Annotated in this window: 19 protein-coding genes and 1 pseudogene; 6 read left to right on the top strand and 14 right to left on the bottom strand. The window is 63.5% G+C overall.

All coding sequences use genetic code 11. The features are described 5' to 3' along the window. Nucleotides 1-21: 21 nt before the first annotated feature. Nucleotides 22-921 carry a helix-turn-helix domain-containing protein gene (locus HU760_RS12980; RefSeq protein WP_186674176.1) on the bottom strand — a complete coding sequence of 300 codons (900 nt, stop codon included), beginning with the start codon at nucleotides 919-921 and terminating at the stop codon, nucleotides 22-24. Nucleotides 922-1102: 181 nt separating this feature from the next. Here HU760_RS12980 and HU760_RS12975 point away from each other — a divergent pair, with 181 nt between their 5' ends. From HU760_RS12975 to HU760_RS12960, 4 genes are all read left to right on the top strand, one after another. Then, complete coding sequence (locus HU760_RS12975; protein WP_186674177.1) at nucleotides 1103-2461, top strand: glutamine synthetase family protein; 1359 nt, start codon at nucleotides 1103-1105, stop codon at nucleotides 2459-2461. A 91-nt stretch (nucleotides 2462-2552) separates the two neighbouring features. Beyond that, nucleotides 2553-3641 (top strand): polyamine ABC transporter substrate-binding protein, encoded by a 1089-nt coding sequence (locus HU760_RS12970; protein ID WP_186674178.1) that lies wholly within the window; start codon nucleotides 2553-2555, stop codon nucleotides 3639-3641. Between the two features lie 12 nt (nucleotides 3642-3653). Next, nucleotides 3654-4949 (top strand): NAD(P)/FAD-dependent oxidoreductase, encoded by a 1296-nt coding sequence (locus HU760_RS12965; RefSeq protein WP_186674179.1) that lies wholly within the window; start codon nucleotides 3654-3656, stop codon nucleotides 4947-4949. Between the two features lie 110 nt (nucleotides 4950-5059). Further along, nucleotides 5060-5737: a DUF3313 domain-containing protein gene (locus HU760_RS12960; protein WP_186674180.1), complete on the top strand. Its 678-nt coding sequence runs from the start codon at nucleotides 5060-5062 to the stop codon at nucleotides 5735-5737. Nucleotides 5738-5868: 131 nt separating this feature from the next. Here the strand turns inward: HU760_RS12960 and HU760_RS12955 are convergent, their stop codons facing one another. Further along, a complete protein-coding gene (locus HU760_RS12955; protein WP_186674181.1) occupies nucleotides 5869-7245 on the bottom strand; it encodes an L-serine ammonia-lyase in 1377 nt (458 codons plus the stop codon). 146 nt (nucleotides 7246-7391) lie between these two features. Here HU760_RS12955 and HU760_RS12950 point away from each other — a divergent pair, with 146 nt between their 5' ends. Beyond that, the gene (locus tag HU760_RS12950) at nucleotides 7392-8345 is read left to right on the top strand and encodes a LysR substrate-binding domain-containing protein (RefSeq protein ID WP_186674182.1); all 954 of its coding nucleotides are present in this window, start codon (nucleotides 7392-7394) and stop codon (nucleotides 8343-8345) included. Here HU760_RS12950 and HU760_RS12945 read toward each other — a convergent pair. The 12 genes and pseudogenes from HU760_RS12945 to HU760_RS12890 form a co-directional block, all read right to left on the bottom strand. Continuing rightward, complete coding sequence (locus tag HU760_RS12945; RefSeq protein ID WP_186674183.1) at nucleotides 8339-9760, bottom strand: undecaprenyl-phosphate glucose phosphotransferase; 1422 nt, start codon at nucleotides 9758-9760, stop codon at nucleotides 8339-8341. The genes HU760_RS12950 and HU760_RS12945 overlap by 7 nt on opposite strands. A gap of 175 nt (nucleotides 9761-9935) precedes the next feature. After that, nucleotides 9936-10688 (bottom strand): WecB/TagA/CpsF family glycosyltransferase, encoded by a 753-nt coding sequence (locus tag HU760_RS12940; RefSeq protein WP_186674184.1) that lies wholly within the window; start codon nucleotides 10686-10688, stop codon nucleotides 9936-9938. Continuing rightward, nucleotides 10688-11875, bottom strand: coding sequence for a glycosyltransferase family 2 protein (locus HU760_RS12935; RefSeq protein WP_186674185.1), 1188 nt, complete (start codon nucleotides 11873-11875; stop codon nucleotides 10688-10690). The genes HU760_RS12940 and HU760_RS12935 overlap by 1 nt, the downstream gene beginning before the upstream one ends. After that, nucleotides 11872-13074: a glycosyltransferase family 4 protein gene (locus HU760_RS12930; RefSeq protein ID WP_186674463.1), complete on the bottom strand. Its 1203-nt coding sequence runs from the start codon at nucleotides 13072-13074 to the stop codon at nucleotides 11872-11874. Before HU760_RS12930 ends, HU760_RS12935 begins: the two co-directional genes overlap by 4 nt. A 60-nt stretch (nucleotides 13075-13134) precedes the next feature. Further along, complete coding sequence (locus HU760_RS12925; protein ID WP_186674465.1) at nucleotides 13135-14136, bottom strand: VirK/YbjX family protein; 1002 nt, start codon at nucleotides 14134-14136, stop codon at nucleotides 13135-13137. A gap of 15 nt (nucleotides 14137-14151) precedes the next feature. Further along, nucleotides 14152-15126: pseudogene (locus tag HU760_RS12920) on the bottom strand (glycosyltransferase family 2 protein); the annotation flags it as partial. Between the two features lie 5 nt (nucleotides 15127-15131). Next, nucleotides 15132-15656, bottom strand: a complete 525-nt coding sequence (locus tag HU760_RS12915) for a serine O-acetyltransferase (RefSeq protein ID WP_186674186.1) — start codon at nucleotides 15654-15656, stop codon at nucleotides 15132-15134. Nucleotides 15657-15664: 8 nt separating this feature from the next. Next, nucleotides 15665-16621: a glycosyltransferase family 2 protein gene (locus HU760_RS12910; protein WP_186674187.1), complete on the bottom strand. Its 957-nt coding sequence runs from the start codon at nucleotides 16619-16621 to the stop codon at nucleotides 15665-15667. Next, nucleotides 16614-17231 carry an acyltransferase gene (locus HU760_RS12905; protein ID WP_186674188.1) on the bottom strand — a complete coding sequence of 206 codons (618 nt, stop codon included), beginning with the start codon at nucleotides 17229-17231 and terminating at the stop codon, nucleotides 16614-16616. The genes HU760_RS12910 and HU760_RS12905 overlap by 8 nt, the downstream gene beginning before the upstream one ends. A 105-nt stretch (nucleotides 17232-17336) precedes the next feature. Beyond that, nucleotides 17337-18803 carry an FAD-dependent oxidoreductase gene (locus HU760_RS12900; RefSeq protein WP_186674189.1) on the bottom strand — a complete coding sequence of 489 codons (1467 nt, stop codon included), beginning with the start codon at nucleotides 18801-18803 and terminating at the stop codon, nucleotides 17337-17339. Beyond that, the gene (locus HU760_RS12895) at nucleotides 18800-18994 is read right to left on the bottom strand and encodes a hypothetical protein (RefSeq protein WP_186674190.1); all 195 of its coding nucleotides are present in this window, start codon (nucleotides 18992-18994) and stop codon (nucleotides 18800-18802) included. The genes HU760_RS12900 and HU760_RS12895 overlap by 4 nt, the downstream gene beginning before the upstream one ends. Before the next feature lie 45 nt (nucleotides 18995-19039). Continuing rightward, nucleotides 19040-20416, bottom strand: a complete 1377-nt coding sequence (locus tag HU760_RS12890; RefSeq protein ID WP_186674191.1) for an oligosaccharide flippase family protein — start codon at nucleotides 20414-20416, stop codon at nucleotides 19040-19042. A gap of 92 nt (nucleotides 20417-20508) precedes the next feature. On the opposite strand from HU760_RS12890, the gene HU760_RS12885 reads away from it, so the two are divergent. Next, entirely contained in the window at nucleotides 20509-22035 is a 1527-nt protein-coding gene (locus tag HU760_RS12885; protein WP_186674192.1) for an O-antigen ligase family protein, read from the top strand. The last annotated feature ends 1 nt before the right edge of the window (nucleotide 22036 follow it).

Below are 22036 nucleotides of genomic sequence, written 5' to 3'. Positions count from 1 at the left end.
GACGAGGCCGCTAGCGCCTGCTCAACCCCTGCCCCGCCTCAATGTCTCGCTGGGAAACTCCTTGAACAACTGCCGGTAACTCTCTGAAAACCTTCCCAAATGCCAGAATGACCAGCGCATCGCCACCTCGGCCACCGTCACTCTACCGTTGCGCAACAGATCGCGCCGCGCACCGTTGAGCCGACGCAAGCGCAACCAGTGCGCCGGTGGCATGCCGGTAAATGCCTTGAACGCTTGCTGCAACTGACGTAGGGAAACCCCGGCAACCGCCGCAAGCTCCACCAGGTTCAGGGTCTCTTCCGGGCAGTCGGCCGCCCACTCACTGACCCGCCGCATGATCGCCCGTTCCTCGTCTCGCCGCCCCAGGGCCACGCCCTGCAAGCGTTGGCAGGCGTTGTCGAGGATGAACAGGCAGTCATCCAGCAGCTGTTCCGCCAGGGCCTGCCCCTGCAGTGGGCAATCGGCCTCGCCCAGGCGGGTCAGCGTGGCACTCAGCCAACTGCCGAACAGCGCATTCTGGCCGCTGCCCAACGGCACCATGAACAACCCTTCGAGGCGCTGCGGGTCCAGGCCATGACCGGCCAGGAACGCCTGGTCGAACACCACCGCCACTTCCTCGTAGTTCTCCGGCGTGATCCAGATGTTGCGGCTCTGTTCGTTCAGCAGATAGAGGCTGTTCTCGCTGCGGTCGAAGCAGAACGCCAGCGAACCGCTTGGTGCACGGAAGAATTGCTCTACCCGGGTATTCAAGCGCTCCTCGTACACCTCCACCCCCTCCAGCCCCAGGCAACGCAGCTCACCGCTGAAATGCCCGGGGGACATCTGCCGGTACTGCTGCTGCCATGCCGGGGTGGCACGCACTTGTTCGGTGACGTCGGTGGTATGGAAGGCCTGGACTTGCAGGGCATTGGCGGTTGTCACGCGCGGTCCTAGTGCACTCTTCTGGTGCATTCATTGCCGGAGTAAAGTGGATAGATCGGCCACAGGGCTGCGACCAAGATAGTCTCCAGTGCGTCAACTGGGAAGCGCAACGCCTTCGAAACCTGGTAACGGGTTTTGCCGCAAACCCGCTCCCCCACTGAAACCCAACCAAGAGGTCTGTATGAACGCCCCCTTCGATCAGCTGTCCACCTGGCTGAAAGAACACCGCATCACCGAAGTCGAATGCGTGATCAGCGACCTGACCGGCATCGCCCGCGGCAAGATCGCGCCTACCGCCAAGTTTCTTCACGAGCGCGGCATGCGCCTGCCCGAGAGCGTGCTGCTGCAGACGGTCACCGGCGACTACGTTGACGATGACATCTACTACAACCTGCTCGACGCAGCCGACATCGACATGGTCTGCCGCCCTGACCCGACTGCGGTTTACCAGATCCCATGGGCGATCGAGCCCACCGCGATCGTGATCCACGACACCTTCGACAAGCAGGGCAACCCCATCGAACTGTCGCCACGCAACGTACTGAAGAAGGTGCTCAAGCTGTATGCCGACAAAGGCTGGCAGCCGATCGTGGCACCCGAGATGGAGTTCTACCTGACCCAGCGCTGCGAAGACCCGGACCTGCCGCTGCAAGTACCACTGGGGCGTTCGGGCCGTGCCGAAAGCGGTCGCCAGTCGTTCTCGATCGATGCCGCCAACGAATTCGACCCGCTGTTCGAAGATGTCTACGACTGGTGCGAGATCCAGGGCCTGGACCTGGATACGCTGATTCACGAAGACGGCCCGGCGCAGATGGAGATCAACTTCCGTCACGGCGACGCGCTGGACCTGGCCGACCAGATCACCGTGTTCAAGCGCACCATGCGCGAGGCGGCGCTCAAGCACAATGTCGCTGCCACGTTCATGGCCAAACCGATCACCGACGAGCCGGGCAGCGCCATGCACCTGCACCAGAGCGTGGTCGACATCGCCACCGGCAAACCGATCTTCGCCAATGATGACGGCAGCATGAGCCAGCTGTTCCTGTACCACATCGGTGGCCTGCAGAAGTACATCCCCAAGCTGCTGCCGATGTTCGCCCCCAACGTCAATTCGTTCCGCCGCTTCCTGCCGGACACCTCGGCACCGGTCAACGTCGAATGGGGTGAAGAAAACCGCACCGCCGGCCTGCGCGTACCCACCTCCAGCCCCGAGTCGATGCGTGTGGAGAACCGCCTGCCCGGCGCCGATGCCAACCCGTACCTGGCCATCGCCGCCAGCCTGCTGTGCGGCTACCTGGGCATGGTCGAGCGCATCGAGCCCAGCGCACCCGTGCAAGGCCGCGCCTACGAACGACGCAACCTGCGCCTGCCGATCACCATCGAAGACGCCCTGCAGCACATGGAAGACTGCGAGACCGTGCAGCAGTACCTGGGCAAGCAGTTCGTCCAGGGCTATGTGGCGGTCAAGCGTGCCGAGCACGAGAACTACAAGCGCGTGATCAGCTCGTGGGAGCGTGAGTTCCTGATGCTCAGCGTCTGAGCCGGCCCGTTCGCCTTCATCTGGCCGCTCTACGGGGTTTGTGGACGCGGCCTCCAGCGCACTCGAAAAACAAGATCAACGAGGTGTCCCCATGCGTCATCTGCAAGCCCTGATCCCCGCCGCGTTCACCCTGCTGTTCGCCAGCACCGGCCACGCCACCCCCTCGGTCAGCGTGTACAACTGGACCGACTACATCGGCGACACCACCTTGGCCGACTTCCAGGCCAGTAGCGGGATCAGGGTGGTCTATGACGTGTTCGACTCCAACGAAACCCTGGAAGGCAAGCTGCTGGCCGGGCGCACGGGTTATGACGTGGTGGTACCCTCCAACCACTTCCTCGCGCGCCAGGCCCAGGCCGGTGCCTTCCTGCCGCTGGACCGCAGCAAGCTGCCCAACTGGCCGCACCTGGACCCCAAGCTGCTCAAGCAGCTTGAACAGAACGACCCCGGCAACCGCTATGCCGTGCCCTACCTGTGGGGCACCAACGGCATCGGCTATAACGTCGACAAGGTCAAGGCGGCCCTCGGCGTCGACCATATCGACTCGTGGGCGGTGCTGTTCGAGCCGGAAAACCTGAAAAAGCTCAAGCAGTGCGGCGTGGCGTTCATGGACTCGCCCGACGAACTGTTCCCGGCCGTGCTCAACTACCTGGGCATGAACCCGCGCAGCGAGAAACCGGCCGATTACGCCAGGGCCGAAGCCCGCCTGCTCGAACTGCGCCCCTACATCACCTACTTCCACTCCTCCAAGTACGTTGCCGACCTGGCCAATGGCGATGTCTGCGTCGCCTTCGGCTATTCCGGCGATGTGTTCCAGGCCGCCAACCGCGCCGTGGAGGCGAACAACGGCGTGAAAGTCGCCTATAGCATTCCCAGGGAAGGCAGCAACCTCTGGTTCGACCTGCTGGCCATCCCCAAGGACGCCAACAACCCTGAACAGGCCCTGGCCTTCATCAACTACCTGCTCGACCCCAAGGTGATCGCCAAGGTCAGTGCCACGGTCGGCTATGCCAACGCCAACCCTGATGCCCAGGCCTACATGGATGCATCGCTGGTCAACAACCCCGAGGTCTACCCACCCCAGGAAGTGCTGGACAAGCTGTACATCTCCAGTACCCCGAGCCCGAAGATAATGCGCGTCATGACCCGCTCCTGGAGCAAGATAAAGTCCAACCGCTGAGCCGAGAACCCCATGTCCTTCACGACCCAACACGCCGCCTCGTACTACGCCGCCACGGCACGCGATGCGGCGCCCTACCCTAGCCTGGACGGCGAACTGATAGCCGACGTGTGCGTGGTCGGCGGCGGGCTGACCGGGGTCAACACGGCCCTGGAGCTGGCCGAGCGCGGCCTGTCGGTGGTACTGCTGGAAGCCCGGCGCATCGGCTGGGGCGCCAGCGGGCGCAATGGCGGCCAGCTGATCCGCGGCATCGGCCATGATGTCAGCGGCTTTGCCCGGCATGTCGGCCAGGACGGTGTGCGTTATCTCAAGCAGGCCGGCATCGATTCGGTAGCGCTGGTGGCCAGCCGCATCGCGCAGTACGGGATTGCCTGCGACCTGCGCTGGGGCTTTTGCGAACTGGCCAATACACCCACCCAGTTCGCCGCATTCAAGGATGAGCTGGAGGACCTGGCCGCCCTCGGCTACCGCCCGGAAACCCGCCTGGTCGGTGCCGATCAGCTGCACGAGATCGTCGCCAGCGACCAGTACGCCGGCGGCCTGGTCGACATGGGCTCGGGCCACCTGCACCCGCTCGACCTGGTCCAGGGCGAAGCACGTGCTGCCCACGGCCTGGGCGTGCGCATCTTCGAGCAGAGCCCGGTGCTGCGCATCGAGCACGGCCCCCAGGTGGTTCTGCACACGCCGCATGGCAAGGTGCGGGCGAGTAGCCTGGTGCTGGGCTGCAACGCCCACCTCGACGAACTGGAACCGCGCCTGAGCGGCAAGGTGCTACCCGCCGGCAGTTACGTGGTGGCCACCGAGCCTTTGCCCGAGTCGCTGGCCAGTCGCCTGATCCCGCAGAACATGGCGTTGTGCGACCAGAAGGTCGGCCTGGACTACTACCGCCTCACAGCGGACCGGCGCCTGCTGTTCGGCGGTGCCTGCCATTATTCCGGTCGCGACCCCAAAGACATCGCTGCCTACATGCGGCCCAAGGTAATCAAGGTGTTCCCGCAATTGGGCAACGTGCAGATCGACTACCAGTGGGGCGGCATGATCGGCATCACCGCCAACCGCTTTCCCCAGGTCGGCCGCCTCAGCCAGCAGCGCAACGTGTACTACGCCCAGGGCTATTCCGGGCATGGGCTGAACGTGACGCACTGGACCGCCAGACTGCTCGCCGAAAGCATTGCGCTCGGCCATAGCCGCGGGCTGGATGTGTTCAGTGCGGTGCCGCACCTGACCTTCCCTGGCGGCAAGGCACTGCGCTCGCCGCTGCTGGCACTGGGGATGTTGTGGTACCGCTTGCGCGAGGCGCTGGGCTGAACGGCGGCGACAGGTGTGCCATTTTCATTCCGATTGAACTCCGCCACTGGCCATCTGTCGCGCACCTGCTAGCGTTGTTCTGGCCGACTCCACATGGATGCATGTTCATCATGAAATCACTGCCTCGCATTACCCTGTTGTGCGCCGCATTGCTCGCCGTTGCTGCCTGCTCCAGCAATCGCGTGGACCCCAAGGACTACTCCGGCTTCCTCAAGGACTACAGCCGCCTGGCAGAAGCCAAGAGCCCGTCGGGAGACCCGGTGATGCGCTGGATCGACCCCAAGGTCAACGTCAACCAGTACAGCCAGGTGTACATCGAACCTAGCCAGTTCTACCCCAAGCCACAGCCGACGGAGGTCATTTCGGCGCAGACGCTGCAGGAAATCACCCGCTACTTCAATGAGGCCCTGCGTCGTGAAATGGGCAGCGTAGTGCCCCTGGCCAAGGGCCCCGGCCCGGGGGTCATCGTGGTGCGTCCTGCGATCACTGCGGTGTCCACCAGCAACGAAGGCCTCAAGCCCTACGAGATCATTCCCATCGCGTTGATCTCGGCCGGTGTGAACACGGCCATGGGCGGCCGCGACCAGCAGGTGGATGTTGGCGTCGAGGCGGCATTCCTCGATGGTGCCAGCCAGAAGGTGCTGGCCCAGGTGGTGCGCAAGGGGGCAGGACAGGAACTGGAAAACAAGAGCACCAAGCTGACCCTGAACGATGTGAAGCCGGTGCTGGATGGCTGGGCCAAGGACATGCGCGCGAGCTTCCTGGCAGCGAAACAGAAAGCCCGCTAGGCGCTTGATGAAGTAGGGGCGGCCTTGCGTCGCGAAGGGGCGCGAGCGCCCCGGATCCAAGTGTCCAGAACCATCTCGGGGCTGCCCGGCAGCCCTATCGCGACACCAGGCCGCTCTTGCCGTTGAATGCGTCAACACTCCACGAACGCAACAGCCAGACCGCCGCGCGAGGTTTCCTTGTAGTTGGCATGCATGTCTGCCCCGGTATCGCGCATGGTGCGGATCACCCGATCGAGCGAGATGAAATGCTCGCCATCCCCGCGCAAGGCCATCTGTACGGCGTTGATCGCTTTCACGGCGGCGATCGCGTTGCGCTCGATGCAGGGCACCTGCACCAGGCCGCCGACCGGGTCGCAGGTCAGGCCAAGGTTGTGCTCCAGGGCAATTTCGGCGGCGTTTTCCAGTTGCGGTGGCGTCGCGCCAAGCACCTGGGCCAGGCCGGCAGCGGCCATCGAACAGGCTGAGCCCACCTCGCCCTGGCAACCGACCTCGGCCCCGGAAATCGACGCGTTCTTCTTGCACAGGATGCCGACTGCCGCTGCGCCCAGCAGGAAGTCCACCACATCCGCATCGCCAGCGGCGGGGTTGAACTTCATGTAATAGTGCAATACCGCCGGGATGATGCCGGCCGCGCCATTGGTCGGCGCGGTCACCATGCGCCCGCCGGCGGCGTTCTCTTCGTTCACCGCCAGGGCGAACAGGTTGACCCACTCCATGGCACTGAGGGTGGAGCCGATCACGTTGGGTTTGCCCAGCTCCTGCAGGCTGCGATGCAACCGCGCTGCGCGCCGCTTGACCTGCAGGCCACCGGGCAAGATGCCTTCGTTGCGCAGGCCGTTGTCGACGCATTCACGCATGGCCGCCCAGATCCGCAGCAGGCCCTCGCGGACTTCGCCCTCCGGGCGCCAGGCACACTCATTGGCCATCATCAATTGCGCCACGCTCATACCATGGGCTTTGCACAAGGCCAGCAACTGCGCTGCGCTATCGAACTCGTACGGCAGCTGCACCGCGTTCGCTGCGCCTGGTGGCGCATCGATATCGGCTTGTTCGACGATAAAGCCACCGCCCACCGAGTAGTAGGTCTGGCGCAACAGGCTGGCCTGCCCGTCCAGGGCTTCCAGGCTCATGGCGTTGGGGTGGTAAGGCAGGTTTTCGTCGAGCAGCAGCAGGTCACGGCTGTACTCGAACGGCAGCGGGTGGCTGCCATCGAGCATCAGGCATTGCGCCTGCATGACCTGGGCGATGCGCGACTCGATGGTGGCCGGGTCGATACGGTCCGGCCACTGCCCCATCAGGCCGAGCAGGCAGGCGCGGTCGGTGGCGTGGCCAACGCCGGTGGCCGACAGTGAGCCATACAGGCGCACCTCGACACGGCGCACCCGGTCGAGCAGCCCTTGCTCACGCAGGGCCTGGGCAAAGGTCGCTGCTGCCCGCATCGGGCCGACGGTATGGGAGCTGGACGGGCCGATGCCGATTTTGAAAAGGTCGAAAACACTGATAGCCATGCTAATGCCTGACCGTGTCCGGGTATGTAGCCGTAGCACGGTGATCTGAAAAAATTGAGCGGTATTGCGAAGTTGCGCGATACTGCCGCGCTGGCTCATGGATGACCAACGAAACTTCCTAAGCATGGCTTTAGCGGTACTAAACGATGCGTCGACAACTCAATGGCCAGATGTTCGTCTGGCTGCATGTATTTGCCTGTGCGGCCCGGCACTTGTCCTTCACCCGCTGCGCCGAAGAACTGCACATCACCCCCGGTGCGGTCAGCCAACAGATGCGCCAGCTGGAAGAACGCCTGGGCTATCGGTTGTTCCTGCGTCGGGCGCGCGGCGTGGAACTGAGCGCCGAAGGGCAGCGCCTGGCGCAGACGGTGGCCGAAGCCTACGGCAGTATCGAGGCCGAACTGTTGCGCCTGGATGCCGGCGAAATCCGTGGGACCTTGCGCCTGCGTTCGATCCCGTCGTTCCTGGCCAAATGGCTCACGCCCCGCCTGCCGCGTTTCCAGCAGCGTTACCCGGACATCGAACTGCGCCTGGTGGCCGAGGACAGTGCCCAGGCATTGACCCTGGGTGATTTCGACCTGGCCATCGACCTGAACGATGGCAGCTACCCCGGCATGCTCTCGACGCCACTGCTGGACGAGCAGATTTTCCCGGTGTGTTCCCCCACCCTGCTGCGCGGCCGCCCGCCGCTGCACGGGCCGGCAGACCTGGCGCATTACCCGCTGCTGCATGACATCACCGCCTGGCGCGGCAGTTCGGAATATGCCGAATGGGAGTTCTACCTGGAGGGCATCGGCGCCGCTGGCCTGGATGTGCGACGCGGGCACACGTTCAATCGTAACCACCTGACCATCGAGGCAGCGATTGCCGGCATTGGCGTGGCGATTGCGCGGCGCACACTGCTCAACGACGAGCTGGAACGCGGGGCACTGATCGTGCCGTTCGGCGTGCCGATTGCCAACCACAAACGCTACGTGGTGCATTACCCGCCGGGCGGCTTGAACCAGCCTGGTGCGCGAGCGGTGCATGACTGGCTGGTGGAAGAAGCGCGAGGCTTCCGGGAGTTGCACCCGCTAAGCAAGGACCAGCCAGCTCAATAAGCCTGCTTGCCGGTAAACGCGTTCAGTGTGCGGACCAGGATCACGAAATCCAGCCACAACGACCAGTTGTTGATGTATTCGATGTCCGAGTCGACCCGCTGGATCATCTGCTCGATATCCTTGGTCTCGCCGCGGAACCCGCGCACCTGGGCCAGGCCGGTCATGCCTGGCTTGATGTTGTGGCGGGCAAAGTAATCGACGATGTCCTGCGAATACAGCGTGTCATGTTGCAAGGCATGCGGCCGTGGCCCGACCAGCGACATTTCGCCGGTCAGTACATTGAACAACTGCGGCAGCTCATCCAGGCTGGTGCGGCGGATAAAGGCACCGACCCGCGTCAGCCGCGGGTCATTCCGCTGCGCCTGGCGGATCACGCCCTGCTCCGGCTGGTGCACGTGCATGCTTCTGAACTTCCAGATACGGAACGCTTCCCCGGTCCAGCCGGTGCGTTCCTGGCGGAAGAACACCGGGCCGCGGCTATCGAGCTTGATCGCCAGCGCCACGGCCAGCAGCACCGGCGATGCCAGCAGCAGGATCAGCGCCGCCAACACCCGGTCCTCGAGGTTCTTCAGGAACAGGCTCATGCCGGTCAAGGGGGTTTCCGACAAGGTCAGCACCGGAATGCCGGCGATTTCCCGCACGCTGTGGTTGATCAGGCGCAAGGAGAAGATATCCGGCACCCAGTTCACCGCAATGCACTTGTCGAGCAACTTGAAGTACACATCGTTGATGACCTCGGAACCACCCAGGGGTGTCACCAGGTATACCGTGCGGATGCCGTGCCGGGCCACGATCTCGTCCAGCTCGGCAATGTGCCCCAGTACCGGCAGGCGTTGCTTGCCCTCGGCAGCGTCCCGCCCCGGCTCGTCGCGCTTGTCGATCAGCACGCAACCCAGCACACGTTCGCCGAACCAGGGGTTGTTACTGATTTTCTGATAGAGAAAATTGGCCAGGTCACCGGCGCCAATGATCAGGGCATTGTCCAGGCGCGCATGCGCGCTGAAGCGCTTTTGCAGTTCACGCACGGCAAAGTGCAGAAACAGCTGGGCGATGTAGCCGATGATGAACAGCTGCACGATCAGCAGCCGCGAATAGGTTTCGCTCTGTTTGGTCAGGAAGGCCATGACCACCAGGAAGCAAAAGGTGGCCGACCACGCCTTGAACAGCCGGAAAGCCTTGATGGAAAGCCCGACGTTGCTGCGGTAGATCGCATAGTGGTCGTAGATGACCGCCAGGGCGCCAATCAGCAGCAGCAGCATGATCACATAATCGGAGGTGATATGGCCAAACTGGTCGTAGATCAGATACCAGGCGATACCGGTGACTGCTATGCCATCGAGGCCGGCCTGGATGGCGTTGCTGACGCTGCTTCTTCTTTGAAGTAGGGAACGACTGCTCCTGGGTTCGAAAACCATTTCAGACCTCTTCAATTCGAGCGCAGCAAGTGCCTTTGATCCAACCGCAAGCCTTGAAAACGGCCCATGCGAAGCCTGCGAATCAGGATCATGCAGCCGACGATCCTTGCTCTCACTGTAGCAGCCAGACGCCATCAGCGTGCCGACAACGCCGCCCGCGCGCCTTCCAATTGGCTTACCGGGCGAGTCTGCCAGCCGCTCCGCTGCGGCGGTACAGCAGGGTACGCAGCAAGAACAGCGGGTTGCCCACCACATAGCGCGTGAACAGGCGCTTGGGCTCGCGCGACAGCCGGTACAGCCACTCCCCGCCCAAGCGTCGCAGCCACTTCGGTGCCCGGCTGACCTTACCACCGAGAAAGTCCAGGATTGCCCCACCGCACACGATCAGGCACGGCCCGCCAGTGGCCACCAGTCTCGCCGCCACTGCCTCCTGCCTGGGCATGCCCATGCCCAGCACGATCAACTCCGGTTGCCGCTCCCTGGCCAGTTGCAGGTAGGTTTCGATGCTGGCAAAGCCATCGTGAACCGACACTGGCACCACCCCGAACAACGCCGCGCAGCGCTGCACGGCCTGGTCCAGAAACGGTTGCCGTGTCCCCCAGAAGGCCACCCGCCGCCCCCGGTAGGCGGCCATCAGCCGAGGAATGAAGTCGGTGCCATTCATGTTGCGGCCGGGCTCCAGGCCGAGGTGACGGTAGAGGATCGCCATGCCGGCGCCGTCGCGCAGCAGCACGTCGGCCGCCGACAATGCCTGGCTGTAGGCGCGATCACGTACGACCAGGTTCATCGCATGGGCATTGACGAAGCCCAGCACCGTTGGTGCTTGTGCAGCGGCCATGCGGTCGAGCAGGCGCTGTGTAGCAGCGTCGTCGGCCACCGTTTCGAGCTTGCCGATGATGCTGTCCCAGCGCTTCTGCCAGTGGGCCATCAATCGTCATCCCGTTTCGAACGCACCCAGTCAACCTGGCGCTTGATCAGGAACCCCAGGTACATGGGGACTTTCCTTGCCGCGTAGAACGGCGCGTACAGCAGCACGGAAAACGGGACCAGTTCGCGACAGAAACGCGCCCACGCCAGCACCACTGCCAGGCCCAGCAAGGCCAACCCGCACAGGGCGATCCATGCCGGTGTCGCCACGCCGAACAGCAGGTATGCCAGCCAGGCCAGCAGGTTGAGCGCGACCAGGGCCAGCACCAGCAATGCCAAGGGCGGCACCAGCAGGTCCAGGGTCATGGCCAGCAAGCTGCCGTTACCCTGCGTGATGGCGGCCAGCGCGCGCCTGGGCGCATCGCTCAGCATCAGGCCCAGGTGGCCATGCTCCCAGCGGGTGCGTTGGCTGTTCAGGCCCTGCTCGTTGGCCGGGAACTGGCTGGTGACCAAGGCCTCGGGGCAGAAGATCGGGGGCTTGCCTTGCTGGCACAGGTCCAGGCCCAGCTTCACATCCTCCACCAGGTGACCATTGGCCAGGTCGACCAGGGCCAGGTCACGCCAGGCGAACGCCATGCCTGCCCCCATCAGCTGGCAAGGCAGGCCCAACCGGGCCCAGCCACGCGGGCGGACCAGGTTCTTGACCCGCCAGGCGAATTCGGCGACTTGCACTTTCGGCCCGGCCCCCGCCGGTGCATGGGTCAAGTACAACGCCTGGACCGGGCGGGCGACTTGCTGGCAGCGAAGCGCCAGGCGTTCGATTGCAGCCTCGCCTACCCGGCAGTCGGCATCCACCACGATCACCACCTCGGGCGGCTGGCCAGCCAGGTGACGCACACCAAAGTCCAAGGCGTAACCCTTGCCACGCAAGCGCACATCGTGCCGCTCCACCACCTCCGCGCCGGCCTCACGCGCCAGTTGCGCCGTATCGTCGGTGCAGTTGTCGGCCACCACCAGCAAACGGTCGCCAGGCTGCAACTGCGGGGTGATGCTCGCCAGCGTGGCACGAATGATCGAAGCTTCGTCATGAGCCGGTACCAGCACAGCCACCTGCGGACGCCTGCTGCCGCCGACGGGCTGCGCAGGCCTGGGCAGGCAAGCCATCAGCACTTGCAGCAACAGCAGCAGCACCGGTAGCAGGACGATGATCGCCAGCAGGCCGAGAAACCAAGCCAATACAGTTATCATGCGGATGCCTTGAAATAGCTGGCCAGCCGGGCCGCCTCGGTGTCGATATCATGCCGTTGCAGCACACGTTGGCGGGCCGCCTCGCCCATTCGCTGCAGCACTTCGACAGGTTGCGCCAGGCATTCGGCCATGGCTGTCGCCAGTTCGTCCACGGCGCCGGCGGGAAACAACCAGCCGTTCTCGCCCGGCTGTACCAGCTCGGGAATGCCGGCCACATAGGTGGTCAGCACCGGCCGGCGCAACGCCATGGCCTCCATGATCACCACCGGCAAGCCCTCGGCGAAGCTGGGCAGCACCAACGCGCGGGCGGCAAGGATTTCTCCGCGCACCTGCGCGCCGCTGATCCAGCCGGTGATACGCACGTACTGCTGCAAGCCGTAACGAGCAATCAACGCCTCGATCTGCCCGCGCATGTCGCCGTCACCAGCCAGCACCAGCTCGAAGCAGATGGGCCGTGCAGCCAGTATTCGTGCTGCTTCAAGCAGCAGCAGTTGGCCTTTCTGTTCACACAAGCGCCCTACGCACACCAGGCGTAGCGCCGCGGGTACGCTGGCCGGTGCTACTTCGTGGAAACTGCGCTCGAGGCCACAATGCACCACCTTCACCTTGGCCCAGTGGTCGTGTGCCACCCAGCGGTACAGCTGGCTGCGCCCGTACGAACTGACCGCCACGACAAAAGCGGCGCGCCGCACTTTCTCGCCGAGGTGCAGGAACTGTGGTTTGTCGAATTCCTCCGGCCCGTGCACGGTAAAGCTGTAGGCTGGCCCGCCCAGTACGTGGGCCAGCATCACCACCTCGGTGGAGTTGGTACCGAAGTGTGCATGCACATGTTGCGCCTCACCTGCCTGCAACCATTGCAGCACCTGGCAGGCCTCGGCCAGGTAGATCATGTGGTAGGGCCAGGGGCGATCGGCCCGCAGGCCCAGGCGCATGGCCAGCCACAGTGCGCGGAAGAACTGCCGTGGCTGCCTGCACAGCACTTGCCAGGTGGGTTTCAGCAAGCCCCTCATGCCGCTTTGCAACACATAGCGGGTGTTGCCACGTTCAGTCGCGTCTTCAGCGTCCTGCAGCTCGGCGTCCCACCCACGCAAGGCAATACGCTGCACCGTAAGCCCCTGGCGCTCCAGCGCGAGGATCTCGCGACGGATGAAACTGTGGCTGACTTTCGGGTACTGGTTGATGAAATAGGCAATGCGCATAGGAATCCAGATCAAGACCCGCATGATGAACCTTCTGACCCGCCGCAGTAGTGTCAGCTATCACTTCAAGCTGTCGACTACCGGTGGCTGGTGTCCCGCCGATGCCCCTTGGTCAGGTGCATCCCCCTGCTTCTCTTGTAGCCCAAGGTTGTGACCGCTGCCTGCCAAAGCAGCCTGCAAGCGAGCGAAAACATCGTCGAGCAGTAACTGGCGACGGCGGTACATCGCCCGTTTCCTGGACGGGATGTCCTCGTTCGCCCGTTGTGCCGGAGCCATTGGCAGGGCAAAAAAATCCGTACGCTCGCAGGCAATGGCGCCATGCTCCTGCCAGATCGCGTCATAATTGCCGACCAGTTCCTCGCCTTTGTCATGGCCGAAATACGCATGCCGGTGGTGGCGGCAGGCATCACGCACGGCATACAGATGCACCACGCGCAACGTCCTGGCCAGGCACTTCAGCGCTTCGAGCAGCAGGCTGCGCGGTCGCAGCCCCTCGAAGTCCTTGGTCAGGTCGCGGTAGATGGCCAGCGAGGTTTCGCTGTCGACCCCCTTGTGAATGCCTTGCACGGCACCGATGAACAGGCACAGCTCGCCCTGGCTGCGGCACATGGTGAATGCCAGGGAGGCAACGCGCAGGTCGTTTTGGAACAGGTTCAACACCAGCTCCCCTTCCCGCTTGAACCAGATCGGCCGGTCGAGGACCAGGCGGCAACCGGGCGAATGGCTGGACAGCTCACACACTACCTGGCTGGCTGTCCGCTCCAGCAGCAACAGTGCCGGAAACTGCCCGGCCACCACCTCAAAATGCGAGGCCACCACCTCCAGGCGCTGCGGCGCTTCCCAGCATTTGCTGATGTAGGGCCATTGCACCACGCCGATACAATCCACACCCAGCCGGCGCCAGCGCGCCTCGCCCAGGGCCAACGTCATGCGCTGCAGGAAGGCGTTCAATTCCGGCCATTGCCTGGCAATCTGCCGCATCAGCCGGTACTTGTTGTTCAGCGCGCGCAACGAGTAGCCCGGTTGCAGGGTGAACACGCTTTTCACCATCGTGCCAAGCATCCACGGCCCCTCTTGCTTGTATTCGATCAAGGCCGGCTTGCCGGCCACGAAGCGCTGCTGCAAGAACCTCAGTTGCCCGAGCATTTCCGGGAACTTGCCCAACACCAGGAACAACGCCTGGAGCCTGTTCTCCCGCGTCGATCTGCCACCACGGCGGGCCAGGCGCAAGGCCTGCAGCGGGTAGATCAGCAGCAACAGCAGGCCCCAGCCGCCCAACGCCAGGCAGGCCAGCACAATCGCCATCGGGATGCCCAAGCCCCAGGCCCAGGCCCGGCGCGATTCACGCAGCCAGTGCCGCTCGGGGGCCTGGCCATGCAGGTAAGCCCCCTCTGCATAGGCATGTCCGGCGCGCAGGCTGCGCCGCCACCATTGACCGAAACGAGTCATGGCGGCGTCGTGCAGTGTCATCTCGGCGTCCAGGCGCCAGATTTTCCAGCCCTGTGCCCGCAGGCGTACGCACAGTTCAGGCTCTTCGCCGGCGATCAACCCGGCGCGGAAGCCGCCGACGGCGGCAAAGGCATCTGCCCGCATCAGCGCATCGCCACCGCACGCCTTGGCCTCGCCGACCGGGGTATCCCACTCCAGGTCGCACAACAGGTTGTAAACCGAACGCTGGGGGAAACGCTCACGTCGCCGGCCACACACCACCGCCACGTCGGGGTGGCTGTCGAGGAACGCCCGCGCCACCGCCAGCCAGCCAGCGTCGACCTCACAATCGCCGTCGACGAACTGCACCAGGCGCAGCGACGGCAGCAGCCGCTGCAAGGCGGCAAAGCCTTCATTGCGCGCGCGCGCGGCGGTGAACGGTTGGCCCATGTCCAGCGCCAGCACCTCCACCCCCAGGCTGCGGGCCAGGTGCGGTGAACCATCGGAAGACCCCGAGTCGACGTACAGCACCTTGTCCGCGCCATGCACCAACGAACGCAAGCAACGCTCGAGGCGCTGGCCTTCGTTGCGGCCAATCACCACCACGCCGGTTCCGCTCGCCATGGGTTTCACTCGACCGGCACCGTACTGGCCGCTTGCCGGGCCTTGATGGTCGCCGGCACCCCCACCGCCAGCGAGTTGTCCGGCACATCCACCAGCACCACGGCATTGGCACCAATCACCACGTTGTTGCCAATGCGGATGCTGCCCAGCACCTTGGCCCCGCTGCCGATATCGACGTTGTTGCCGAACACCGGTGCAATCGGCTCGCTGACGTTCTTCAGGCCCACCACCACGCCGTTGCGAATACGACAGTCATCGCCAAACCGGGCATAGCCGCTGATCACGATGCCGCCAAAATGGTCGATGACGAAGTTGCGGCCGATCACCACTTCGCACGGTAACTCCACGCCGGTGATGATCTGCACGCATTTGAACAACACCTTGTACAGCAGCGAAAACAGCTTGCGCAGCAATGCCGGGCGCACGCCATAGCGCCAGCGGCCGAAGCGGTACACCAGCAATACCCAGAAGCCCTGGGCACCCCAGTCGCCACCATGGGCCCGCAGGTCGGCACGTATATTCTCGAACATGGCTCCACCTACCTTGTCGCTTGGCTGGCGTACCGGGTCTTGAACAACAGTGACCAGGTCGTCCGGCAGTGACGCCAGCAGGCGCGTATAGCGCCCCAGCCGCGTCGTTTCAACAGCGCCTTGAGTGCCAGCACCAGATCGCCGAGGGTCACCAGCAGCATGTGCAGGGCAAGCCCCGCCAAGCCGTGATGCTTGCGAAAGTACAGCAGCTCGCTTTCGATCTGATACGCCGAAATCTGTCGGCTGGCTGCCTCCAGTTCGGCTACCGAGCGTGAACTCTCCCCGCCGATGTGCACCACTGTGGTATGCGGGTAGAACACCACCTTCCAGCCCGCCGCCTTCACCCGCTTGCAGTGGTCGACCTCTTCGTAATAGAGAAAGTAGCGCGGGTCGAACAGGCCTACCTGGTCGAGCACTTCGCGGCGCACCAGGTAGAAGCAACCCGGCAGCCAGTCGCATTCGCGCACTGACGCGTGGTCCCAGTCCATGTCATCGACCATCTTCAGGCCCGGCAAGAAACGCCCCAGCCCGGTGCGCCCGGCAAACACATTGAGCGGTGTCGGAAAGTAGCGGCAGCTCGGCTGCAGATCGCCGTCGCGGCCCTCCAGGCGCACACCCAGCACGCCGCAATCCGGGTGCGCCTCCATGTAATCGAGGGTTTTCTGCAGGGCATCGGCAGCCACGAAAGCGTCGGTGTTCAGCAGCAAGGCGTATTTGCCCTGCAGGTGCGCCAGCAACTGGTTGTTGGCCCGGCCGAAACCCACGTTGTGCTTGTTGCTCAGCAGCAGCGCCTGCGGGCACACCTCGGCCATGCGCTGCAGCGAGTCATCCACCGAGGCGTTGTCCACCACCAGGTAGTTGGCCAGCCGTTCGCTGTCGGCCCGGCGCAGTGCATCGAACATCGGCTGCAGCAGCCCGGCGGTGTTGAAATTGACCACCAGGACATCGACCGGTTTGCTAGCCATTGCTGCCGTCCCCAAAGAAGTACTGGCGCCTTTGCGCCATCAGCAGCGGCTCCAGCTCGGGGTCATAGGCGCCGTTGCGCTGCTTGACCAGGTCGATCCACGGGTAGGCTTCGCAACGTGCCTCGACCCGTTTGATCAACTCCTCGGTGGTGCAGATGAATTCTGCCGGGTTGCCACCGAATACCGTGCCTGGTGGCACGTCCTTGGTCACTACCGCGCCTGCCGCGACGATCGACTCTGGCCCGATGGTCACGCGGGGCATGATGATCGCGCCATGGCCGATGAAGCAGTTGTCCCTGATGTCGATATAGCCGACCGAGTCCAGGTGTTTGCCGAAGCGGTGCTCGATCAGCAATACCACCCCGTCATGACCGATCAGTGTGCAGTCGGCCAGGCCCACACTGTTGCCGATACGCACCAATGAAGGGTCGAGAAACTTGCTGCCTGGGTTGGCGTGGAAGTGGCTGCCCACCGAATGAAAGTTGCCCCAGCGGCTGAGGTACGCGCCCCACTCGAGTGCCGTGGGCCTGCAGAACCTGCGGTAGAACGAGCTGCCACGCCCGGTTGCATGAACATACTGCGCCACTGCCTTGCGTATCCATCCTTTCATGCTGCCAGCCTCGCAATCAAAGCAATCTGGACTGTTCCTGAGGCGCATTCGGTCTCGTTCTTGTAGGTGCTGACCGCAACGCACTCAACCCGTTCACAACATTTATCACCCCAGCGCATCCCTGGCCGCGCTCATCCTGGCATCGAGGTGGTCGGCCAGGCGCAGGGCAAATTGCAACAACGGCAGGGTCGGATTGGAGGCCCCGCCGGTAGCAAAGATGCTGCTGCCGGCGATGTAGAGGTTGCCAATACCGAATACCTTGCAGTTGCTGTCGACGACACCGGTTTGGGCAGAGGACGCCATGCGCGTAGTCCCCATGTGGTGGGCATGGGGTGACAACCTCAACGGTATCGAAGTGTCATAGACATAATCATTGAGCTTGATGAACCCCAGGTCCATGTCGGCCCACTGCTTGGCCAGCTCACTGCCAATGCACTTGATGGTGTGGCGGTCATCAGCACTCAGGGCCCAATTGACGTTGACCTTGGCCACACCGAGTGCGTCCTTCTCATCCAGCAGCGAAATACGGCTATACAGGTTGGGGAACTGTTCGATCAGGGTGCTGATGAGACCGTCGCCGGGGCAACTGAACCGGGCCACGAAGGCGATCTTGCTGGCGACACCCATGTCGCAGGCCAGGTTCTCCAGAAAGTGCTTGACCTCGGCGGTGCGCCCGTAGGTCTGTACTTCGGCCAGCAAGGCAGCCCTGACATTGCCCTTGCCGGCCTTGTATTCGTCAATGAAGGCATCGGTGGTGAAGTACTCGCGCGGTGCAGGAGCGAGCCCCGACTTGAGGATGAAGCTGCCAAGGTCGATGTTCAGGTGCTCCATGAAACAGCTCCCGACCAACCCGTCCTTGCTCACGATACCCGCCCTCAGCAACGATTCGCTGTTGAGCAGTTGCCTGGCATTCTCGATGCCGCCGGTGGCCAGCACGAAGGTTCTCGCCACCAGGCGCTGGCGATTGCGCTGGTAATCGGACAGAACCACTGCGGCCAGGTTGCCGGTGGCCTCGTCGAACTCCAGGTCCACGCAGTTGCAGTTGATGAACACGTCCAGGCCTTCGGTCTGCTCCAGGGCGGTGGCGTATTTCTGCGCAAACCGCGTTGGCGGGCTGAGCAGAAAGCGGTCTGGCTCGAACTCGTCGCCACCGAGCCCGCTGTTGATTGCCTCGAAGTCCGACCCAGGCGGCAAGTCGACGATTTCCATGGCGGCAGGCAGGTAGCCGGCAATTTCCGAATAGGGAATCGGCCAACCAGGCAAGCCGCCGATGGGAGGGAGGGCGAAATCCGAAGCAGTGAACGGCCGGCAACGGCCAGCCCAGTGGTTCGATGTGCCACCCAGGTAACGCAGGCGGGACTCCTTGGCATACAGTTCCAGGCCGGTGGACTTGCAGGCATACAAGTCTTGCGAGAGTGATGAGTACTCGCGCCCGCCACCTTCGGCAAGCAGCACCCGCCAGCCAGCGGCGGCCAGGCGCAGCGCCAGGGTGATGCCGGCCGGGCCGGCGCCGATGATGCAGACGTCATAATTGTCGCGCAGGGTCTTCTGCAGTTGGTAATCGTTGATCATGCCTGCTCGTTCCGGAAGTAACGGGACGGCAACACCCAGCCATTGATCAACACGTGCCCGCGCTTGGCGCCACGTTCGCTGGCAATGGCCGTTGCAGTACCGAACACTGCCCCGCCGACGCCCAGCAAGACACAACTCTGGATAAAGCTCCTGCGCCCCAACTGCGCAGCACAGAAAGTAAACTTGCCCATGGTCCGGTGGCCTGTGCCCTTGAAAGTCTCTCTCGGCAAGCTGCATCACAGCCAATTGAAAAAGGCTGTCAGCAGCGCCCCGCAAAGCGCCCCGAGCAGTAGCATCGGCAGCACCATCAGCTCACGTTTGAGGCTGAAGATATCCAGCTTGCAATTCACGTACACGATCAGCACCAGCGTCGGCAGGGTGTGCAGGGCCACCCCCCAGATCGCCCACTCCGCTCCGCCAAGCGTCAGCAACAACGGCAGCAGCCCCCACAGCGAGACCAGGCGGATGATGTTGTCGATGGCTTGATACTTGGTCAGGCCCAGGGCAATCCACACCTGGTGTGCCAAGGTATAGCGCAATGTCAGGAACGACAGCGAAAGAATCGCCAGCATCGGGCCAGCTTCACGGTAGCGGTCGTCGTACAGCCAGCCGATCAGCAACGGGCTGGCAGTGAGGAACCCCCCACAGATGAACAACACCAGCAGGTCGACCAGCAGGCGGAAGCGGTGATACAACGCCTTCAGGCGCTCCTTGTCGTCGGCTCGGGCTGCTTCGCTGAAGGCGGGTAGCGCCACCGCCCCGAAAATTTTCATCAGTGCGGTCTGTACGGCCCCCAGGATGAGTACGGCTATCGAATAGACCCCCAGTTGCGCTGTCGTCATGCTGGCTCCGAACCAGATGCGGTCCCCGTACATGGCCAGCACGCCAACCATCGACGACAACAGGATCCAGCGGCCAAACACGATCAGTTCGTTCAACGCACTGCGGTCCCACTGCAGGCGGTTGCGCGGCCCCTCGAGGGCGGTATGGCCGAGCAGGGTCCAGGCCAGGGCCGACACCAGGCCGGCGATGACCAGCGCCCAGACCGAGTGGGTCAGGTAACCCAGTACCAGCATCACCACCAGGCCGACCACCTGCGAGGCCAGGTCGACCAGTGCCACGCGCTTCTGTTGGAAAGTGCGTACAGCCACGTCTATCTTGGTGGACTGAAAGCCCCAGATCACTGCCGACAGCCCAGTGGCCGCCAGCACCATCGGCAATACGGGTTCGGCATAGGTGGAGTCTGCCGGCCACAACTCGGCGTGCTGGGCAAGCCAGGCCCCCAGGGCCAGCAGCAGGGTCAGGATGAACAGCACGAAGCCGCGGATGATCTGCACCGTCCAGGCGGTATTGAGAAAATGCGGGTCGTCGCCGCGCTGGCTCTGCACGATGTTCTGCCGCAGGCCGACGTCGGACAACAGGTGCAGGAGTACCGAAATGGTGTTGGCAATGACCATCACCCCGAACATTTCCGGCACCAGCAGGCGGGCCATGAGCAGGTTGCCGCCAAGGCGCATCGCTTGTGACGCCACCTGCGAGACCAGGTTCCACGACCCGGCCTTGAGGGCCCGCTTGCGCAGGCTCGCGGCGGCTGACACATCAATCGACGGCATGACTTCAATCTCTGACTGACTAAAAAGTCACTATAGTTTCAATTAGCCACGATGCTAGCCGTTGCCCACCGAGGGAAAGGTGCACATAGCCAATGCCTGAACATTTGCGTGCGTTGATCGTCATCCTGTTCCTGGCTAGCGTGGTCTTCCTGCTGGCCCGGCGGCCTGCCAGCGACCTGATCCCGCTGCGCGACTTCAAGCGCAGGCGCAACCTGTGGTTCCTGCTGACCCTGCTGGCCTTCTTCTCGCACAGTTTCTGGCTGTACCTGGGCGCAGGCGCGGTCATCCTGTACATCGCCGGGCGCCGCGAGCACAACCCCATGGCGCTGTTCTACCTGCTGCTGTTCCTGATCCCGCCGGCTTCGCTACAGTTGCCGGGATTCGGCCTGGTCAATTACCTGGTCGACCTCAACCATATCCGCCTGCTGACCGTGTGCGTGCTGTTGCCGGCAGCACTGGCCCTGCGCCGCCAAGGCGACACCCTGCGCTTCGGCCGCATCTGGCCCGACAGGCTACTGGCGGCGGCGCTGCTGCTGATGAGCATGCTGTACCTGCGCGAAACCACCCTGACCGACACCCTGCGCCAGACGTTGTACCTGTATATCGACGTGCTCCTGCCGTATTACGTGGCCAGCCGTGGCCTGCGCCAGATCAGCGATTTCAAGGACACCCTGCTGGCCTTCGTGCTCGCAGCCTTCCTGCTGGCCCTGATCGGTGTTGCCGAGTACGTGCGCCACTGGCTGCTGTACAGCGCCCTGGTCGACGCCATGGGCGTGCCATGGAGCATGTCCGGCTACCTGGACCGCGGTGGTTCGCTACGCGCCAGTGTCACCACCGGGCAGGCCATTGTCCTGGGCTATGTGATGAGCGTGGCGATTGGCCTGTTCCTGTTCGTCCAGGGTTACGTGCGCCGCCCCTGGCAGCGTCTGATGGGGGCCCTGCTGTTGGCCGCCGGGCTGTTCGCACCGCTGTCGCGCGGCCCGTGGATCGGGGCCATGGTCATCGTGGTGATGTTCGTCGCCCTGGGCAAAGGCGCGGTCAGGCGCCTGGCACTGCTGGCTGCGGCCGGCATGCTGGCCTTGCCGCTGTTGACCGTCATACCCGGTGGCGACAAGGTACTGGACCTGCTGCCCTACATCGGCAACGTGGACAAGGAGAACATCACCTACCGCGAGCGGTTGATGGACAATGCGTGGATCGTCATCCAGCGCAACCCGCTGTTCGGTTCGTTCGATTTCCGCAATACCCCGGAAATGCAATCAATGATCCAGGGTGAAGGCATCATCGACATCGTCAACACCTACATCAATGTGGCGTTGCGGGTCGGGCTGGTCGGGCTCGGCCTGTTCCTGGCGTTCTTCGCCAGCGTGCTGCTCGGCATCCGCAAGGCCATGCGCAGCTTCCCCGACAAGGACGATGAGCGTCGCCAGCTCGGCCGGGCATTGCTGGCGACGCTGGTCGGCATCCTGGTGATCATCTTCACCGTCAGCAGCATCACCTTCATCCCGGTGGTGTACTGGACGATCGCCGGGCTGGGCGTGGGCTACAGCCAGATGGTGCGCCGGCTTCACGACAGCCAGGTCAGCGAGCTGGCCAACACGAGCCTTCAAACCGGGTAAT

The sequence above is a fragment of the Pseudomonas oryzicola genome (assembly GCF_014269185.2).
Taxonomy (GTDB): Bacteria; Pseudomonadota; Gammaproteobacteria; order Pseudomonadales; family Pseudomonadaceae; genus Aquipseudomonas; species Aquipseudomonas oryzicola.
The sequence above is the reverse complement of the archived record's forward strand: the minus strand, read 5'-3'. Positions and strand labels throughout refer to the sequence as shown.

What these genes read in the sequence shown, in the direction of transcription:
- HU760_RS12975 (WP_186674177.1), top strand. Translation starts at nt 1,103, where the DNA reads ATGAACGCCCCCTTCGATCAGCTGTCCACCTGGCTGAAAGAACACCGC.
- HU760_RS12970 (WP_186674178.1), top strand. Translation starts at nt 2,553, where the DNA reads ATGCGTCATCTGCAAGCCCTGATCCCCGCCGCGTTCACCCTGCTGTTC.
- HU760_RS12965 (WP_186674179.1), top strand. Translation starts at nt 3,654, where the DNA reads ATGTCCTTCACGACCCAACACGCCGCCTCGTACTACGCCGCCACGGCA.
- HU760_RS12960 (WP_186674180.1), top strand. Translation starts at nt 5,060, where the DNA reads ATGAAATCACTGCCTCGCATTACCCTGTTGTGCGCCGCATTGCTCGCC.
- HU760_RS12955 (WP_186674181.1), bottom strand. Translation starts at nt 7,245, where the DNA reads ATGGCTATCAGTGTTTTCGACCTTTTCAAAATCGGCATCGGCCCGTCC.
- HU760_RS12950 (WP_186674182.1), top strand. Translation starts at nt 7,392, where the DNA reads ATGCGTCGACAACTCAATGGCCAGATGTTCGTCTGGCTGCATGTATTT.
- HU760_RS12945 (WP_186674183.1), bottom strand. Translation starts at nt 9,760, where the DNA reads ATGGTTTTCGAACCCAGGAGCAGTCGTTCCCTACTTCAAAGAAGAAGC.
- HU760_RS12940 (WP_186674184.1), bottom strand. Translation starts at nt 10,688, where the DNA reads ATGGCCCACTGGCAGAAGCGCTGGGACAGCATCATCGGCAAGCTCGAA.
- HU760_RS12935 (WP_186674185.1), bottom strand. Translation starts at nt 11,875, where the DNA reads ATGATAACTGTATTGGCTTGGTTTCTCGGCCTGCTGGCGATCATCGTC.
- HU760_RS12930 (WP_186674463.1), bottom strand. Translation starts at nt 13,074, where the DNA reads ATGCGCATTGCCTATTTCATCAACCAGTACCCGAAAGTCAGCCACAGT.
- HU760_RS12925 (WP_186674465.1), bottom strand. Translation starts at nt 14,136, where the DNA reads ATGCTTGGCACGATGGTGAAAAGCGTGTTCACCCTGCAACCGGGCTAC.
- HU760_RS12915 (WP_186674186.1), bottom strand. Translation starts at nt 15,656, where the DNA reads ATGTTCGAGAATATACGTGCCGACCTGCGGGCCCATGGTGGCGACTGG.
- HU760_RS12910 (WP_186674187.1), bottom strand. Translation starts at nt 16,621, where the DNA reads ATGGCTAGCAAACCGGTCGATGTCCTGGTGGTCAATTTCAACACCGCC.
- HU760_RS12905 (WP_186674188.1), bottom strand. Translation starts at nt 17,231, where the DNA reads ATGAAAGGATGGATACGCAAGGCAGTGGCGCAGTATGTTCATGCAACC.
- HU760_RS12900 (WP_186674189.1), bottom strand. Translation starts at nt 18,803, where the DNA reads ATGATCAACGATTACCAACTGCAGAAGACCCTGCGCGACAATTATGAC.
- HU760_RS12895 (WP_186674190.1), bottom strand. Translation starts at nt 18,994, where the DNA reads ATGGGCAAGTTTACTTTCTGTGCTGCGCAGTTGGGGCGCAGGAGCTTT.
- HU760_RS12890 (WP_186674191.1), bottom strand. Translation starts at nt 20,416, where the DNA reads ATGCCGTCGATTGATGTGTCAGCCGCCGCGAGCCTGCGCAAGCGGGCC.
- HU760_RS12885 (WP_186674192.1), top strand. Translation starts at nt 20,509, where the DNA reads ATGCCTGAACATTTGCGTGCGTTGATCGTCATCCTGTTCCTGGCTAGC.